This is a genomic window from Streptomyces sp. NPDC005263, assembly GCF_042872365.1.
Classification (GTDB): domain Bacteria; phylum Actinomycetota; class Actinomycetes; order Streptomycetales; family Streptomycetaceae; genus Streptomyces.
Window position 1 is genome coordinate 178,319 of record NZ_JBIAKJ010000010.1, and the last position, 16,856, is coordinate 195,174.

Consider the following 16,856-nt stretch of genomic DNA (forward strand, 5'->3'; position numbering starts at 1 on the left):
GTCCGCCTGAGGCGGACCGGCCTTCTTCATGCCGCCGCCGGCAGATCCGGACGCAGCGGCCACGCCGGATCCACCGTCTCCTCGGTGCCGCTGCGGGCGAACCAGGCCTGCAGGCCCCGGGCCTGCGCCGCGTGCCACACGGCCTGGAGCGTGTGCAGTTCGGCCGCGCTCAGCCGCTCCAGCCGCGCCGCGAACCGGCGCCCGACGGCCCGTACGACCTCCAGCGCCGCCAGCGCGTCGGCGCCCGCGTCGTGCGCGCCCTCCAGCGAGACCTCGTAGTGCGCGCACAGGTCGGTGAGGGTGCGCCGGCCCTTGCGGTAGCGGTCCAGGTGCTTGTCGAGGACCCGGGGGTCGAGCACCAGCAGCGGCGACGACTCGAACCAGCGGTCCAGGGACGACGCCCGGTGCCGGCGCAGCTCCCGGTCCAGGATCGTCAGGTCGAACGGCGCGTTCATCACCACCAACGGACGTCCCACCACGGCCTGTTCGGCGAGAGCGTCGGCTATCTCGTACATCACCGGAGCCGGCCAGCGCCCGTTGCGCTGCAGATGCTCCTGAGTCAGTCCGTGCACCTCCGTCGCCCCGGCCGGCACCGGGACTCCCGGATTCACCAGCCACCGCCTCACCCGCGGCCGGGCACCCGGCCCGTCCTGGACGACGACGGCGGCCGACACGATCCGGTCGGTCTCCACGTCCACGCCCGTGGTCTCCGTGTCGAAAGCGGCCAGGGGCCCTTCGTACCAGCAAGCCATACCAACACAACCCCTCGTTCACCCATGGCAGCTGACGCCCCGTCGTCTGCCCCGTTTGGTGATACCCGGGCTGTTTGCGACGTACGCCGGAAGGACACAACAGGAATACGGGTCCTTGCAGTTCAGCGGCCCGGCGCGGAACTCATTCGGCCCGGTGCGGGCATCTCACTTGTGCGGGAAGGCTGTTGGCCATGGCGATTGCGCAGCCCGAGCGGGGCGGGCTGCTGCCCGAACGTGCGGCACCCCATCGCGGCACCCTCGCCACCACGGCCTGCATGGAGACACTGCAGGTGGGCTACTTGCACGCGGTCTCGGCCGCGGCCGGCTGCTCGTTGTCCCAGCCGTTTCCGGACAACGGCATCGACTGGCACGTCAGCCACAGCGCCCCCGGACACACCGTCGACGACGAGGTCACCATCAAGGTGCAGCTCAAGGCCACGTACCAGATCCCGCCGAACCCTCCCGGCCGCGCCTTCTCGTTCACGCTCGACAACGCACACCTGCGCAAGCTCGCCCGTACCCCGGTCTCGGTGCACAAGATCCTCGTCGTGATGCTCGTCCCGAGATCCCAGGACGACTGGCTGCGCGCCAGTCACGACCGGCTCGACCTCAGGCACTGCTGCTACTGGGTCAACCTCGCCGGACACCCCATCACCGGCCGGACCCGGACCACCGTGCGGATACCGACCTCGCGCATCTTCGACGACCGGGCGCTCTGCGAGATCATGACGCGCGTCGGGACGGGAGGCAGACCATGACGTACCGCCCGCCGGGAGACCCTCTGAGGTCCGTACGACCGCGGCCCCTGAACCAAGGGGGCCAAGGGGGCCAAGGGGGCCAAGGGGGCCAAGGGGACCAGAGGGAGCAGGGCGCCCAGGGCGCCGTCGCCTGGAACCGGCCACCCGACCCCTCCGAGGTCGACCCCGCCGTCCTCAGCGCCCTGCTGCGGCGGCACGGCTGGCAGCGGCGCGGGGGAGCGGCCGGACGCTACGGCCGCTGGACCCCGCCCGGTCCGGGCGGCGGCGGGACGAGTCTGCTGGTGCCGGAGAGCCGGGCCTTCCCCGACAGTGACGACCTGCTCGGCGAGGCGCTGGTCGCCCTGTCCCGCAGTGGGGCGCCCTCCGCGCGCGAGGTGCTGGTCTCCCTGGCCGTGCCGAGCGACGAGATCCGCTGGTGGCGCGACGCCCCGGCAGGACCGGCCGGCGCCGTCCCCTGGATCGTCGAGGAACAGCTGCGTGCGGCCGCCCGCCAGATGCTGCTCGCCGGGGCGCTCGCCACCCGCGCGCGGGCCGGCTACTACGGCGCCCGGTACCGGCGCACCGCCGCCGCCTGTCTGGAGAACGTCCTCGTCGGCTCCACGTCCGAGGGCCGCCGCCTGACCGCGTTCGTGCCTGTCGGCACCGGCCGCCCGCTCGCCGTACGCCTGCACCACGCCCTGTACGCCGCCCGCGAGGCCATCGACTACCAGCGGGCCACCGGCGGCATGGACGCCTTCGACGGCGCGGTCCGGGCGGGCGTCAGCCGCGAGCTCACCGAGTCGCTGATCACCCTCGTGCGCGGTACCGAAGGCGCCCGCGTCGCCGTCGAGTGGGCACCGGCGGCCGGTGTCCCCGAGGGGTGCGCGGCGCCCGTGGAGACCGTCGAGTTCTCGCCGGGGGACCTGCCCGTGCTGCGGGAGGCCGGCGCCCGCTATCTGCGCGAGGAGCCCTCGGTGCCGGTGCGGATCACCGGAGCGGTGGTCCGGATGCGCAGGTCGGGACCGCGTGGCGAGGGAACGGTACGACTGCGGGTGATCGCGGGCGTGGACGTCCCGCATGTCCGGCTGACGCTGGACGAGGAGTCGTACCGTATAGCCGGGCACGCTCACCTCGTCGGGATGCCGGTCCGGGTGCTCGGGCGGCTGGAGAGCCGGGGCGGCTTCCGGCGGCTCACCGACGCGTCCGAGGTCGTACCGGTGCAGGTGGACGAGGCCGAACGGGACCGGCTGATGAAGTCCCTCCAGGAGACCGCCGAGATCACCGCCTTCTTCGAGGAGGCCTGCGGCGGGGACTGACTTCGCTAAGGGCGGGCCCGGGTCGGTACGATCGCCTCTTGCGCGTGTCTCGGTACGGCACCCGCATCCGCCTTCAGTCAGGAGAGACCGGTGTCAGACGTCCGTGTGATCATCCAACGCGATTCCGAGCGGGACGAACGCGTGGTGACGACGGGCACTACGGCCGCCGAGCTCTTCGCCGGCGAGCGCTCGGTCATCGCCGCGCGGGTCGGCGGCGAGCTCAAGGACCTGGCCTACGCGCCCGCCGAGGGCGAGGTCGTGGAGCCCGTGGAGATCTCCTCCGAGGACGGTCTGAACATCCTGCGCCACTCCACCGCGCACGTGATGGCACAGGCCGTGCAGGAGCTCTTCCCCGAGGCCAAGCTGGGCATCGGCCCGCCGGTCAAGGACGGCTTCTACTACGACTTCGACGTCGAGAAGCCCTTCACGCCCGAGGACCTCAAGGCCGTCGAGAAGAAGATGCAGGAGATCCAGAAGCGGGGCCAGAAGTTCGCCCGCCGGGTGGTCACCGACGAGGCCGCCCGCGAGGAGCTCGCGGACGAGCCGTACAAGCTGGAGCTGATCGGCCTCAAGGGCTCCGCCTCCACGGACGACGGCGCCGATGTCGAGGTCGGCGCCGGTGAGCTGACGATCTACGACAACCTGGACGCCAAGACCGGCGACCTGTGCTGGAAGGACCTCTGCCGCGGTCCGCACCTGCCGTCGACCCGCAACATCCCGGCGTTCAAGCTGATGCGCAACGCGGCCGCCTACTGGCGCGGCAGCGAGAAGAACCCGATGCTCCAGCGCATCTACGGCACCGCCTGGCCGACCAAGGACGAGCTGAAGGCCCACCTCGACTTCCTCGCCGAGGCCGAGAAGCGCGACCACCGCAAGCTGGGCTCCGAGCTCGACCTGTTCTCCATCCCGGAGCAGATCGGCTCCGGCCTCGCCGTCTTCCACCCCAAGGGCGGCATCGTCCGCCGGGTCATGGAGGACTACTCGCGCCGCCGCCACGAGGAGGAGGGCTACGAGTTCGTCTACACCCCGCACGCGACCAAGGGGAAGCTCTTCGAGACGTCCGGGCACCTGGACTGGTACGCCGACGGCATGTACCCGCCCATGCAGCTCGACGAGGGCGTGGACTACTACCTGAAGCCCATGAACTGCCCGATGCACAACCTGATCTTCGACGCGCGTGGCCGCTCCTACCGTGAACTGCCGCTGCGCCTCTTCGAGTTCGGGACCGTGTACCGCTACGAGAAGTCGGGCGTCGTGCACGGCCTGACCCGGGCCCGCGGCTTCACCCAGGACGACGCGCACATCTACTGCACCCGCGAGCAGATGTCCGAGGAGCTCGACAAGACGCTCACCTTCGTCCTCGGCCTGCTGCGGGACTACGGTCTGACCGACTTCTACCTGGAGCTGTCGACCAAGGACCCGGAGAAGTTCGTCGGCTCGGACGAGGTCTGGGAAGAGGCCACGGAGACTCTGCGTGAGGTCGCCGAGAAGCAGGGCCTGCCCCTGGTCCCCGACCCGGGCGGCGCCGCCTTCTACGGCCCGAAGATCTCCGTCCAGACCAAGGACGCCATCGGCCGCACCTGGCAGATGTCGACGATCCAGCTCGACTTCAACCTGCCGGAGCGCTTCGAGCTGGAGTACACCTCGCCCGACGGCTCCAAGCAGCGCCCGGTCATGATCCACCGGGCCCTGTTCGGCTCCATCGAGCGGTTCTTCGCGGTGCTCCTGGAGCACTACGCGGGCGCCTTCCCGGCGTGGCTGGCCCCCGTCCAGGCGCTCGGCATCCCGATCGGTGACGGGCACGTCGAGTACCTGGAGAAGTTCGCCGCCGCGGCCAGGAAGCAGGGCCTGCGGGTCGAGGTCGACTCCTCCTCGGACCGGATGCAGAAGAAGATCCGCAACGCCCAGAAGCAGAAGGTGCCCTTCATGGTCATCGCCGGCGACGAGGACATGTCGAACGGCTCGGTGTCCTTCCGCTACCGCGACGGCTCGCAGGAGAACGGCATCCCCTTCGACGAGGCCATCGCGAAGATCGCGAAGATCGTCGAGGAGCGGGTGCAGGTCTGACGCGCACCTGCCGTGGGGCCCTCGGGACGTCAGCGTCCTGGGGGCCCCAGGTCGTCCCCGGCACGTGCGAACCGCTGCATCAGATACGACGAGAACGAACCCGTCACCGCACCCAGCAGGGCGAGGCCGCAGCCCATCAGCAGCGTCGCGATCAGCCGCCCGACCGCCGTCACCGGGACGGCGTCGCCGTAGCCCACCGTCGACAGCGTGGAGACCGCCCACCACAGCGCGTCACCGAACGTGCGGATCGACGCCCCCGGTGCCGCGTGCTCGTAGTGGTACACCGCAAGGGCGGCGGACAGTCCGAGCAGGGTGGACGACAGGCCCGCGTAGAGCATGACCCGTGCCTGCAGGTGCAGCCGGGGCTCCCCCTGGCGGCGGTCCTGCAGGGCGTCGTAGGCCCGCACGATGCGCACCGGCCGCAGCAGCGGCAGCACGACGACCAGCGAGTCCAGCCAGTGCCGGTGGACAAAACCCGGCCCCTCGCCGCTCAGCCGCCAGCGCACCAGGTAGTCCACGATGAACAGTGCCCAGGAACCGTACAGAACCGCCAGAGCCAGATCGAGGACGACCTCGGGCAGACCCGCTCCCAGGACCCGCACCGCGTACGAGCTGAGAAAGAGCAGGGAGGCAATCCCGAGCGGAATGCCCGCCCGCCGTTCCCAGCGGGCCGTCCGGTTGTCGTCGTCCATCGGCCCAGCTTGGCCGGGACGCCTTTCCCGCAACCCCGACGACACGCCGTGAACGGGCGAAGCAATATGCTGCATTGCATGACGAGTGAGCCGGAGCAGCAGTGGGGCGTGGGGACCCAGGACGCCTTCCAGCGTCTGTGGACGCCCCATCGGATGGCATACATCCAGGGCGAGAACAAGCCGACCGGCCCGGGTGCCGACGACGGCTGTCCCTTCTGCTCGATCCCGGCCAAGTCCGACGAGGACGGGCTGGTCGTCCGGCGCGGTGAGCAGGTCTACGCCGTGCTCAATCTGTACCCGTACAACGGCGGCCACCTGATGGTCGTGCCCTACCGTCATGTCGCCGACTACACGGACCTCACGGACCTGGAGACGGCGGAGCTGGCCGCGCTGACCAAGCAGGCGATGACAGCTCTGCGGACCGCTTCGGGCGCCCACGGCTTCAACATCGGCATGAACCAGGGGACCGTGGCCGGTGCCGGTATCGCCGCCCATCTCCACCAGCACCTCGTCCCGCGGTGGGGCGGCGACACGAACTTCATGCCCGTGGTCGGCCACACCAGGGTGCTGCCGCAGCTGCTGGCGGACACCCGGAAGATGCTGGCGGAGGCCTGGCCGACGGCCTGATCTCGTGGACGGACGGGTGAGGGGCCGCTCCCGGCTTCCGGGAGCGGCCCCTCGTGCCTGTGCGTGTATGCCTAGGCGTCGTACAGGTCCGCGGTGCGCGGTGCCGCGTCCTGGACCGCCGTACTGAGGAACGCCGACCGCGTACCGAACTTCTCGGTGTTGACGCCGTTCTCGGTCAGGACCCGGATCGCCGCCGAGTGCACCACCCTCAGCACCGGCGTCGCCGCCCGCAGCGCGTCGTCCGCCATGAAGCGGTGCCGCCACGGCTTGTCCGCCCAGGCGTGCCGCAGTCCGAAGGGCTCGGGCAGGGCCAGGCTGCCGCCGAGCCAGTTGAGCAGCGGCGGATACCAGGTCAGCGGTGCCCGGGCCGCCAGCCGGACCACCTCGTCCGCGTCGACCAGCGGAAGCTGCACCTTCCGGGTCTCCCAGAACCTCACCGACTTCTGGACTTCCTTCTCCTTGGCGGCCGGCTTCGAGGTGAACAGCCCGTGCACCGGCCCCAGCGCGTGCCCGGTCACCTCGATGCGCAGGGTCTCGTGCAGCACCGTCACCGTGATCAGCATGGTGATGACCAGCTGCCCTTCCCACAGCGTCCACTGCACGCCCAGGTAGTGCCGGTCGCCCGCGCCGAACTGCTGCTTGTTGCAGATGTCCTGGATGGCGTGCGACTTGACCTGGTACGCCTCCACGTCCGTGCCCCCGGGCCGGGACACCTCCTTCGCGTTCTCCGCGATGGGGGTGACGACCCAGTGCCGTATCGACGGCTTGGGGAAACCGCCGGTGTTCAGCGGGCCGCGCTCCAGCATCCGCAGCTGGTCATGGATCGAGCGTATGACGTCCCAGCTGCGGAAGGGGTGGATCTCGCGGGTGGGATCGGCGGCCACCAGGTCCTCGGCGAGCTGCCAGCTGCCCCACCGGGTGCCCATGCCGAGTATGCCCTTGGGACCGGCGTAGAAGACGGAGTTGGACTGCTGCTCGGCGCTCAAGTGGGCGAGGGACTGGCGCAGTTGCTCGGCGGCGGTCTCACGCGGGCCGGTCGGTACCGCCTCCGGCACCTTCGCCCCGACGCTGCTGCCCGCCAGCAGGCTGTCCCAGCGCCCCCGCAGGTCCTTCGCCGTGCGCTCGCAGATCTGCTTGGCCCAGAACCAGCCGACCACCGGCAGGACCACCGCCGCGCGTGCGTACCAGGCCCAGAAGCCCGTGAACGGCATCTTGACCAGGAAGAGCACGGCGAGGGCGCCCACCGCCACGAGCAGCGCGGTGGCCAGGGCGCCGGCCCTGCCCTCCTGTTTCGCGATGGTGGTACGGATCTGGAAGACCAGCAGCCAGACCAACAGCCCGGGCAGGAACAGCAGCCCGCACAGCACCATGACGATGGTGAGCAGGTTGTCCCGGTCCCGGCGGATGTTGTTCGCCGCGAGGCAGTGCTCCACCACGACCTGCGGCTCGGCGCCGAAGGACTGGATGAGCGGCTTGCGGCCCGCGCCGAGCATGCGGGCGACCACGGCGGTGGAGAACGCCTCGCCCAGGTTGGGGCGCAGGATCTTCGCCCACTTGCGGCCGCCGCTGACGGCCGACGCGTGCCACTCGTTGTTGGCCTTGAGTATCTCCTCCACCGGACTGTCCCGATAGGCCGCCGACGCCAACGCGAACGTCGATGTCTGGCCTCCGTCGCCCGTGCGCGGCACCTGCGGACCGAAGATGTCCGCGTAACCGCCGTCAACGGTCATTCCCGCCCCCGATCGCCGCCGCTCCCTGCACCTGCGGCCTTCCCGACTTCCGTGCTCCGCACACCTGTTGATCAGGTCATCAGCGTATCCGCAGGTGCCGACATTCGGTGGGCAAGGGCCCATATCCGTCAGCGGACGGCCGAAGCCGCCCGCCTACACGGAGGGGAACCTTCCATAAAAGGCACGGCCCCGCGCCGACTAGGAGGCGCTGCCCACCTCCTCACGGATCCTTTCGGCGATCTGCGCGGGCATCGGCTCGTGCCGCGCGTACGTACGGCTGAACCGGGCCGTGCCGTGGGACAGGGAGCGCAGGTCGACCGCGTACCGGCCGATCTCGATCTCCGGCACCTCGGCCCTGACCAAGGTCCGTCCACCGCTGGTCTGTTCCGTGCCCAGCACCCGGCCGCGCCGCCCCGACAGGTCACTCATCACCGCGCCCACATAGCCGTCGCCGACCAGCACGCTCACCTCGGCGACCGGTTCCAGCAGATGGATCTTCGCGTCGGCCGCGGCCTCCCGCAGGGCCAGCGCGCCCGCCGTCTGGAACGCGGCGTCGGAGGAGTCCACGGAGTGCGCCTTGCCGTCCAGCAGGGTGACCCGGACGTCGATGAGCGGGTGGGACGCCGCGACTCCCTTGGCGGCCTGCGCCCTGATGCCCTTCTCCACGGAGGGGATGAACTGGCGCGGCACCGCCCCGCCGACCACCTTGTCCACGAACTCGATGCCGGAGCCGCCCGGCAGCGGCTCCACCTCGATCTCGCAGATCGCGAACTGCCCGTGCCCGCCGGACTGCTTCACATGCCGGCCGCGCCCCGCCGACCGGTCCGCGAACGTCTCCCGCAGCGAGACCTTGTGCGGGACGACGTCGACCTGGACGCCGTAGCGGGTGCGCAGCCGCTCCAGCGCGACGTCGGCGTGCGCCTCTCCCAGGCACCACAGCACCACCTGGTGGGTGTCCTGGTTGTGTTCCAGCCGCATGGTCGGGTCCTCGGCGACCAGCCGGGACAGGCCCTGTGAGAGCTTGTCCTCGTCCGCCTTGCTGTGCGCCTGGATGGCGAGCGGCAGCAGCGGGTCCGGCATCTCCCAGGGCTCCATGAGCAGCGGATCGTCCTTGGCGGAGAGGGTGTCCCCGGTCTCCGCGCGGCTCAGCTTCGCCACGCACGCGAGATCGCCCGCGATGCAGTGGGCCAGCGCCCGCTGCTGTTTCCCGAACGGCGCGGACAGCGCGCCGATCCGCTCGTCGACGTCGTGGTCCTCGTGGCCGCGGTCGGCGAGTCCGTGCCCGGAGACATGGACCGTCTCGTCCGGACGCAGCGTGCCCGAGAAGACCCGCACCAGCGAGACCCGGCCGACGTAGGGGTCGGACGAGGTCTTCACGACCTCCGCGACCAGGGGCCCGTCCGGATCGCACAGCTTCAGCTCCCGCGGCTCGCCGTCCACCGTGGTGACCCGGGGGGCCTTCCGCTCCAGCGGCGTCGGGAAGCCACCGGTGATCAGTTCCAGGAGTTCGACGGTGCCGAGGCCCGTCCGGGCGCCCTCGGCCGCGGGGGCGGCGGCCAGGACCGGGAAGAACACGCCGCGTGCGACGGCCCGCTCCAGGTCCTCGATCAGCGTCGCGACCTCGACCTGCTCGCCGCCGAGGTAGCGGTCCATGAGGGTCTCGTCCTCGCTCTCCGAGATGATCCCCTCGATCAGCCGGTTGCGGGCCTCCTCGATCAGCGGCAGCTGCCCTTCGACCGGCTCGGACGCCGTGCGCTCCCCGGACGCGTAGTCGAACAGCTTCTGGGACAGCAGCCCGATCAGCCCGGTCACCGGCGCGTGCCCGTCCGGTGTCTGCGGGCCGCGCAGCGGCAGGTACAGCGGCAGTACGGCGTCGGGGTCGTCGCCGCCAAAGGCCTCCGCGCAGATCCGTGTCATCTCCTCGAAGTCCGCCCGGGCCGACTCCAGATGCGTGACCACGATCGCCCGCGGCATGCCGACGGCCGCGCACTCGTCCCACACCATGCGGGTGGAGCCGTCCACCCCGTCCGAGGCGGAGACCACGAAAAGGGCCGCGTCCGCCGCTCGCAGACCGGCCCTGAGTTCTCCGACGAAGTCGGCGTACCCGGGTGTGTCGAGGAGGTTGATCTTGTATCCGCCCCATTCGACGGGTACCAGGGAGAGCTGCACCGAGCGCTGCTGCCGGTGCTCGATCTCGTCGTAGTCGGAGACGGTGCCGCCGTCCTCCACACGGCCCGCCCGGTTCACCGCTCCCGCTGTCAGCGCGAGAGCCTCCACCAATGTCGTCTTGCCCGAACCGGAGTGGCCGACCAGCACCACATTCCGTACGGACGCGGGTTGGTCGGCCGCTGTCGCCCTGCCGGCGGCTCCGGGGTGTGCGTTCGCCTTGTCGCCCATGGCCTTGCCTCCCGTGCACGGTGAGGTCACTGTGGGCGCGGACACGCGGGATCCTCCCCCAGACTCCGTCCGGGGGCACCCCCAGCGGTGGCGGCTCCGGCGACGCCCGCGGTGTCCTTCGAGCTTTCCACTCCCGTCACGGTGCGTCCATACGGCGGACCGATCGCGCGGGGGCGTGCGGAGCGGAAGCGGGCGGGCAGTCGTGGCGAACCGGGCCGCCCGGGACGGGGCGGTGCGATCCCACCGGGCCCCGCCGCCGCCCCGGGTGACACGGGACCGACAGTGCCCGCCCGTCACTCGTGCGCGCGCGTGGCTACGATGGGCCAGCCGGGGGCCAGCAGGGGCCGCTCGGCCACACGACCGTCGGGAAGGCCATGCTGAACAAGTACGCGCGTGCATTCTTCACGCGTGTCCTCACACCGTTCGCCGCGTTTCTCATCCGGCGGGGCGTCAGCCCCGACACGGTCACCCTTCTCGGCACGGCCGGGGTGGTCGCGGGTGCGCTGGTCTTCTATCCCAGGGGTGAGCTCTTCTGGGGCACGATCGTGATCACGCTCTTCGTGTTCTCGGACCTCGTCGACGGAAACATGGCCCGCCAGCTCGGCCGCTCCAGCCGCTGGGGCGCCTTCCTGGACTCCACGCTGGACCGGGTCGCGGACAGCGCGATCTTCGGCGGCTTCGCGCTCTGGTACGCCGGGGGCGGCGACGACAACGTCCTGTGCGCGGTCTCGATCTTCTGTCTGGCGAGCGGCCAGGTGGTCTCGTACACCAAGGCACGGGGCGAGTCCATCGGCCTGCCGGTCGCCGTGAACGGGCTCGTCGAGCGGGCCGAGCGGCTGGTGATCTCCCTGGTCGCAGCCGGTCTCGCGGGTCTGCACGCGTTCGGCGTGCCGGGCATCCAGTACCTGCTGCCCGTCGCCCTGTGGATCGTGGCCGTCGGCAGCCTGGTCACGCTGATCCAGCGGGTCGTCACGGTCCGCAGGGAGTCCGCCGAGGCGGAGGAGGCGGCGGGCAATGAGCAGGGGGCGCAGGGCGCGCAGGGGACACCCGGGACGCGCGAGAAGCCGGGGGCGCAGGAGAACCGGGGGACGCGGACGCAGGGGAGCGAGGCGGCGAAGTGAGCGCGCAGGAGCGGGTCACCGACGCGCTGTACGGCCTCGGCTGGGGAGTGGTCAAGAAACTCCCCGAGCCGGTCGCCGTGCGTCTGGGCCGGACCATCGCCGACCTGGTCTGGAAGCGGCGGGGCAAGGGCGTGCTGCGCCTGGAGAGCAACTACGCACGGGTGGTGCCCGACGCGAGCCCCGAGCGCCTGGCCGAACTCTCCCGCGCCGGCATGCGCTCCTACCTGCGCTACTGGATGGAGTCCTTCCGGCTGCCCGCCTGGAGCGCCGAACGCGTCAAGAGCGGCTTCGACCCCCAGGACCTGCACCACCTCACCGACGGACTCGCCTCCGGACGGGGCGTCATCCTCGCGCTGCCGCACATGGCCAACTGGGACCTCGCCGGCGCCTGGGTCACCACCAAGCTCAACACCCCCTTCACCACCGTGGCCGAACGGCTCAAGCCGGAGACGCTGTACGACCGTTTCGTCGCCTATCGCGAGGGCCTCGGCATGGAGGTCCTGCCGCACAGCGGCGGCACCGCCTTCGGCATGCTGGCCCGGCGGCTGCGGGACGGCGGCCTGGTCTGCCTGGTCGCCGAGCGGGACCTCTCGTCCTCCGGCGTCGAGGTCGAGTTCTTCGGCGAGACCACCCGCATCCCGGCGGGCCCGGCGCTGCTCGCCCAGCAGACGGGCGCGCTGCTGCTGCCGGTGACGCTCTGGTACGACGACTCTCCGGTCATGCGGGGCCGGGTGCATCCCCCGATCGAGGTACCCGGGACAGGTACCCGGGCCAAGAAGACGTCTGTCATGGCACAGGCGCTGGCTGACGTGTTCGCCGGCGGGATCGCCGACCATCCGGAGGACTGGCACATGCTCCAGCGGCTGTGGCTCGCTGATCTCGACCCCGCGAGGGAACCCTTTGCCGGGCGCCCGACCGGTCCGTCCGAGGATCCGGTCGCCGGTTCCGGCGCGGATGCCGCGGCCGGCCCCTCGGCTCCCGAGAAGGGGACCCCGTGAGAATCGGCATCGTCTGCCCGTACTCCTGGGACGTGCCCGGGGGCGTCCAGTTCCACATCCGCGATCTCGCCGAGTACTTCATCCGTCTCGGCCACGAGGTGTCCGTCCTCGCCCCGGCCGACGACGACACCCCGCTGCCGCCGTACGTCGTCTCGGCCGGGCGCGCGGTGCCGGTGCCGTACAACGGCTCGGTGGCCCGGCTGAACTTCGGTTTCCTGTCGGCGGCCCGGGTGCGGCGCTGGCTTCACGACGGCCGGTTCGACGTCATCCACATCCACGAGCCCACCTCGCCCTCACTCGGCCTGCTGGCCTGCTGGGCCGCGCAGGGCCCGATCGTCGCGACCTTCCACACCTCCAACCCCCGCTCCCGGGCGATGATCGCCGCGTACTCGATCCTGCAGGCCGCGCTGGAGAAGATCAGCGCCCGGATCGCGGTGAGCGAGTACGCCCGGCGCACGCTGGTCGAGCATCTCGGCGGCGACGCGGTGGTGATCCCCAACGGTGTCGACGTCGACTACTTCGCCCGGGCCGAGCCCAGGGCCGAATGGCAGGGCGACACGCTCGGTTTCATGGGCCGCATCGACGAGCCCCGCAAGGGCCTGCCGGTCCTGATGAAGGCGCTGCCGCGGATCCTCGCCGAGCGCCCGGGGACCCGGCTGCTGGTCGCCGGGCGCGGTGACGAGGAGGAGGCGGTCAGGTCGCTGCCCCTCGAACTGCGCTCACGCGTGGAGTTCCTCGGCATGGTCAGCGACGAGGACAAGGCCCGTTTCCTGCGCAGCGTCGACGTGTACGTCGCTCCCAACACCGGCGGCGAGAGCTTCGGCATCATCCTGGTCGAGGCGATGTCGGCGGGCGCCCCGGTGCTGGCCTCGGACCTGGACGCCTTCGCCCAGGTGCTGGACCAGGGCGCGGCGGGCGAACTGTTCGCCAACGAGGACGCGGACGCGCTCGCCGAGGCCGCCGTACGACTCCTGGGCGACCCGGAACGCCGGACCGAGCTGCGCGAGCGGGGGAGTGCGCACGTGCGCCGCTTCGACTGGTCGACGGTGGGCGCGGACATCCTCTCCGTGTACGAGACGGTGACGGCCGGGGCTGCCGCGGTCGCCGCGGAGGACGACGAACGGGGCCCGGGCCTGCGGGCGCGGCTCGGACTGGCGCGGGACTGAGGGGCGGGCGAGGCGGGGCTGAGGGGCGGCTGAGGCGGGGCGGTACGGGCTGGCGCGGGGACGGCGCGCGGCCCGCGCTCGGTCGGTGTGCCGGGCCCCGGGGCGTGCCGTGTGGGCCGCCTGCGGGGCGGTGCGCGTCGCCCGCCCTGTTGACCAAGGTCCCGGCTCCGCGCGAGGTGTCGCCCGGCACGGGTAGCCTTGCGGCCCGTGACGTCGACACTCATCTGGATCGCGGTAGCCCTGTTCGCCGTCGGGCTCTATCTGAGCTGGACCGCGGGCCGTCTCGACCGCCTGCACGCCAGGATCGACGCGGCACGTGCCGCGCTCGACGCCCAGTTGCTGCGCCGCGCCTCGGTGACCCAGGAGCTGGCCACCTCCGGAGTGCTCGATCCGGCCGCGTCGATCGTCCTGTACGAGGCGGCGCACGCCGCCCGGCAGGCCGAGGAGGAACAGCGGGAGGTCGCCGAGAGCGAACTCAGTCAGGCGCTGCGGGCCGTGTTCGCCGAGACACCGCAGGTGGAGGCGGTGCGCGAGGCGCCGGGCGGAGAGGCGGCCGCCCGGGAACTCACCGAGGCGGTGCGCCGGGTGCCGATGGCCCGGCGCTTCCACAACGACGCCGTACGCGCGGCCCGGGCCCTGCGACGACACCGCAAGGTGCGCTGGTTCCGGCTGGCGGGACACGCGCCGTTCCCGATGGCGTTCGAGATGGACGACGAGTCGCCCGCGGCGCTGGCCGACCGCCCTTCCTAGCCACCGCGGCCCACCCCCCGGCCGGAAAACGATCCACCGCCTTCCCATTGGCCCTTGCTGTGGCCTGGTCCGCTCACGTTTCCTCGGTGCTGCAGAAATCCTCTTTCACCGAGTGAGGTCACCCGTGTCCACCACGCTTTCCGACAACCAGGCTCCCGAGACCGGCACCGCGCGCGTGAAGCGCGGCATGGCCGAGCAGCTCAAGGGCGGCGTCATCATGGACGTCGTCACCCCGGAGCAGGCGAAGATCGCCGAGGACGCGGGCGCCGTCGCCGTCATGGCCCTGGAGCGGGTCCCCGCCGACATCCGCAAGGACGGCGGCGTCGCCCGGATGTCCGACCCGGACATGATCGAGGGGATCATCGAGGCCGTCTCCATCCCGGTCATGGCCAAGTCCCGCATCGGCCACTTCGTCGAGGCCCAGGTCCTGCAGTCCCTCGGCGTCGACTACATCGACGAGTCCGAGGTCCTCACCCCGGCCGACGAGGTCAACCACTCCGACAAGTTCGCGTTCACCACCCCCTTCGTCTGTGGTGCCACCAACCTGGGCGAGGCCCTGCGCCGCATCGCCGAGGGCGCCGCGATGATCCGCTCCAAGGGCGAGGCCGGCACCGGCAACGTCGTCGAGGCCGTCCGCCACCTGCGCCAGATCAAGAACGAGATCGCCCGGCTGCGCGGCTACGACAACAACGAGCTGTACGCCGCCGCCAAGGACCTGCGCGCCCCGTACGAGCTCGTCAAGGAGGTCGCCCAGCTCGGCAAGCTCCCGGTGGTGCTGTTCTCCGCCGGTGGCGTCGCCACCCCGGCCGACGCCGCGCTGATGCGCCAGCTCGGCGCCGAGGGCGTCTTCGTCGGCTCCGGCATCTTCAAGTCCGGCGACCCGGCCAAGCGTGCCGCCGCCATCGTCAAGGCGACCACGTTCTACGACGACCCGAAGATCATCGCCGACGCGTCCCGCAACCTCGGCGAGGCCATGGTCGGCATCAACTGCGACACGCTCCCCGAGTCCGAGCGCTACGCCAACCGCGGCTGGTAACCACTCATGACCCACGCACCTGTCATAGGCGTCCTGGCACTCCAGGGCGATGTGCGGGAGCACCTCATCGCCCTGGCCGCGGCGGACGCCGTGGCCCGGCCGGTGCGGCGCCCCGAGGAGATCGCCGAGGTGGACGGCCTGGTCATCCCCGGCGGTGAGTCCACCACCATCTCCAAGCTGGCCGCCCTGTTCGGCGTCCTGGAGCCGCTGCGCGCCCGCGTACGGGCCGGCCTGCCCGTCTACGGCACCTGCGCCGGCATGATCATGCTCGCCGACAAGATCCTCGACCCACGCTCGGGCCAGGAGACGATCGGCGGCATCGACATGATCGTCCGCCGCAACGCCTTCGGACGTCAGAACGAGTCCTTCGAGGCGGCTGTCGACGTCCGGGGAATCGCGGGGCATCCTGTGGAGGGCGTCTTCATCCGGGCCCCCTGGGTGGAGTCCGTCGGCGCCGAGGCGGAGGTGCTCGCCGAGCACGGCGGCCACATCGTCGCGGTCCGCCAGGGCAACGCGCTGGCCACGTCGTTCCACCCGGAACTGACCGGCGACCACCGTGTGCACTCCCTGTTCGTCGACATGGTGCGCGCCAACCGGGCAGCGGAGTCCTTGTAGGATCTCTGGCGTTCGTATCTGGATGGGTTACGCGAAGGAGACAGGCAGATGTCCGGCCACTCTAAATGGGCCACGACGAAGCACAAGAAGGCCGTGATCGACGCCAAGCGCGGCAAGCTCTTCGCGAAGCTGATCAAGAACATCGAGGTCGCGGCGCGCATGGGCGGTGTTGACCTCGAAGGCAACCCGACGCTGTACGACGCCGTGCAGAAGGCGAAGAAGTCGTCCGTTCCGAACAAGAACATCGACTCCGCCATCAAGCGTGGCGGTGGCCTCGAGGCCGGCGGCGCCGACTACGAGACCATCATGTACGAGGGCTACGGGCCGAACGGCGTCGCCGTGCTCATCGAGTGCCTCACCGACAACCGCAACCGCGCCGCCTCCGATGTGCGTGTCGCCATGACCCGCAACGGCGGCTCCATGGCCGACCCGGGCTCGGTGTCGTACCTCTTCAACCGCAAGGGCGTCGTCATCGTCCCCAAGGGCGAGCTGACCGAGGACGACGTCCTCACCGCCGTCCTGGACGCGGGCGCCGAGGAGGTCAACGACCTCGGTGAGTCCTTCGAGGTGCTCAGCGAGGCCACCGACCTGGTCGCGGTCCGCACCGCCCTCCAGGACGCCAGGATCGACTACGACTCCGCCGACGCCAACTTCGTCCCGACCATGCAGGTCGAGCTGGACGAGGAGGGCGCCAAGAAGATCTTCAAGCTGATCGACGCGCTCGAGGACAGCGACGACGTGCAGAACGTGTTCGCCAACTTCGACGTCAGCGACGAGGTCATGGAGAAGGTCGACGCGTAGCCCTGTCGCGGGCGGTGCGAGATCAGCGGGCTGGTGGGTCACCCCACCGGC

15 protein-coding genes are annotated in these 16,856 nt (G+C 71.0%); 11 read left to right on the forward strand and 4 right to left on the reverse strand.

Going from position 1 to position 16,856, the window contains the following annotated elements; all coding sequences use genetic code 11:
* Positions 1 to 26: 26 nt before the first annotated feature.
* Positions 27 to 752, reverse strand: a complete 726-nt coding sequence (locus tag ACFYRY_RS35560) for a 3'-5' exonuclease (protein WP_389155288.1) — start codon at positions 750 to 752, stop codon at positions 27 to 29.
* A 191-nt stretch (positions 753 to 943) separates the two neighbouring features.
* On the opposite strand from ACFYRY_RS35560, the gene ACFYRY_RS35565 reads away from it, so the two are divergent.
* From ACFYRY_RS35565 to thrS, 3 genes are all read left to right on the forward strand, one after another.
* On the forward strand, positions 944 to 1,510 hold the full coding sequence (locus ACFYRY_RS35565; RefSeq protein ID WP_389155291.1) for a DUF4365 domain-containing protein: 567 nt from the start codon (positions 944 to 946) through the stop codon (positions 1,508 to 1,510).
* On the forward strand, positions 1,507 to 2,805 hold the full coding sequence (locus ACFYRY_RS35570; protein WP_389155294.1) for a hypothetical protein: 1,299 nt from the start codon (positions 1,507 to 1,509) through the stop codon (positions 2,803 to 2,805). The genes ACFYRY_RS35565 and ACFYRY_RS35570 overlap by 4 nt, the downstream gene beginning before the upstream one ends.
* A 90-nt stretch (positions 2,806 to 2,895) precedes the next feature.
* On the forward strand, positions 2,896 to 4,872 hold the full coding sequence (thrS, locus tag ACFYRY_RS35575) for a threonine--tRNA ligase (protein ID WP_389155297.1): 1,977 nt from the start codon (positions 2,896 to 2,898) through the stop codon (positions 4,870 to 4,872).
* A 29-nt stretch (positions 4,873 to 4,901) separates the two neighbouring features.
* Here the strand turns inward: thrS and ACFYRY_RS35580 are convergent, their stop codons facing one another.
* Positions 4,902 to 5,564: a potassium channel family protein gene (locus ACFYRY_RS35580; protein WP_389155300.1), complete on the reverse strand. Its 663-nt coding sequence runs from the start codon at positions 5,562 to 5,564 to the stop codon at positions 4,902 to 4,904.
* A 66-nt stretch (positions 5,565 to 5,630) separates the two neighbouring features.
* Here ACFYRY_RS35580 and ACFYRY_RS35585 point away from each other — a divergent pair, with 66 nt between their 5' ends.
* Entirely contained in the window at positions 5,631 to 6,191 is a 561-nt protein-coding gene (locus tag ACFYRY_RS35585; RefSeq protein WP_389155303.1) for an HIT family protein, read from the forward strand.
* A gap of 71 nt (positions 6,192 to 6,262) precedes the next feature.
* Here ACFYRY_RS35585 and ACFYRY_RS35590 read toward each other — a convergent pair whose 3' ends face one another.
* Together ACFYRY_RS35590 and ACFYRY_RS35595 are read right to left on the reverse strand one after the other, a co-directional pair.
* Positions 6,263 to 7,921 carry a hypothetical protein gene (locus tag ACFYRY_RS35590; RefSeq protein ID WP_389155306.1) on the reverse strand — a complete coding sequence of 553 codons (1,659 nt, stop codon included), beginning with the start codon at positions 7,919 to 7,921 and terminating at the stop codon, positions 6,263 to 6,265.
* A gap of 198 nt (positions 7,922 to 8,119) precedes the next feature.
* Positions 8,120 to 10,318 (reverse strand): elongation factor G-like protein EF-G2, encoded by a 2,199-nt coding sequence (locus ACFYRY_RS35595; protein ID WP_389155611.1) that lies wholly within the window; start codon positions 10,316 to 10,318, stop codon positions 8,120 to 8,122.
* 374 nt (positions 10,319 to 10,692) lie between these two features.
* On the opposite strand from ACFYRY_RS35595, the gene pgsA reads away from it, so the two are divergent.
* The 7 genes from pgsA to ACFYRY_RS35630 all read left to right on the forward strand — a co-directional run bounded on the left by pgsA (position 10,693) and on the right by ACFYRY_RS35630 (position 16,805).
* Positions 10,693 to 11,439 carry a phosphatidylinositol phosphate synthase gene (gene pgsA, locus ACFYRY_RS35600; protein ID WP_389155309.1) on the forward strand — a complete coding sequence of 249 codons (747 nt, stop codon included), beginning with the start codon at positions 10,693 to 10,695 and terminating at the stop codon, positions 11,437 to 11,439.
* Positions 11,436 to 12,437 (forward strand): phosphatidylinositol mannoside acyltransferase, encoded by a 1,002-nt coding sequence (locus ACFYRY_RS35605; protein WP_389155312.1) that lies wholly within the window; start codon positions 11,436 to 11,438, stop codon positions 12,435 to 12,437. Before pgsA ends, ACFYRY_RS35605 begins: the two co-directional genes overlap by 4 nt.
* Positions 12,434 to 13,603: a glycosyltransferase family 4 protein gene (locus tag ACFYRY_RS35610; protein WP_389155314.1), complete on the forward strand. Its 1,170-nt coding sequence runs from the start codon at positions 12,434 to 12,436 to the stop codon at positions 13,601 to 13,603. Before ACFYRY_RS35605 ends, ACFYRY_RS35610 begins: the two co-directional genes overlap by 4 nt.
* 207 nt (positions 13,604 to 13,810) lie before the next feature.
* Positions 13,811 to 14,353 (forward strand): hypothetical protein, encoded by a 543-nt coding sequence (locus ACFYRY_RS35615; RefSeq protein ID WP_389155316.1) that lies wholly within the window; start codon positions 13,811 to 13,813, stop codon positions 14,351 to 14,353.
* A 124-nt stretch (positions 14,354 to 14,477) separates the two neighbouring features.
* Positions 14,478 to 15,389, forward strand: a complete 912-nt coding sequence (gene pdxS / locus ACFYRY_RS35620; RefSeq protein ID WP_356776617.1) for a pyridoxal 5'-phosphate synthase lyase subunit PdxS — start codon at positions 14,478 to 14,480, stop codon at positions 15,387 to 15,389.
* Between the two features lie 6 nt (positions 15,390 to 15,395).
* On the forward strand, positions 15,396 to 16,004 hold the full coding sequence (gene pdxT, locus ACFYRY_RS35625) for a pyridoxal 5'-phosphate synthase glutaminase subunit PdxT (RefSeq protein ID WP_389155319.1): 609 nt from the start codon (positions 15,396 to 15,398) through the stop codon (positions 16,002 to 16,004).
* 48 nt (positions 16,005 to 16,052) lie between these two features.
* Positions 16,053 to 16,805 carry a YebC/PmpR family DNA-binding transcriptional regulator gene (locus ACFYRY_RS35630; RefSeq protein WP_389155322.1) on the forward strand — a complete coding sequence of 251 codons (753 nt, stop codon included), beginning with the start codon at positions 16,053 to 16,055 and terminating at the stop codon, positions 16,803 to 16,805.
* Positions 16,806 to 16,856 lie beyond the last annotated feature (51 nt).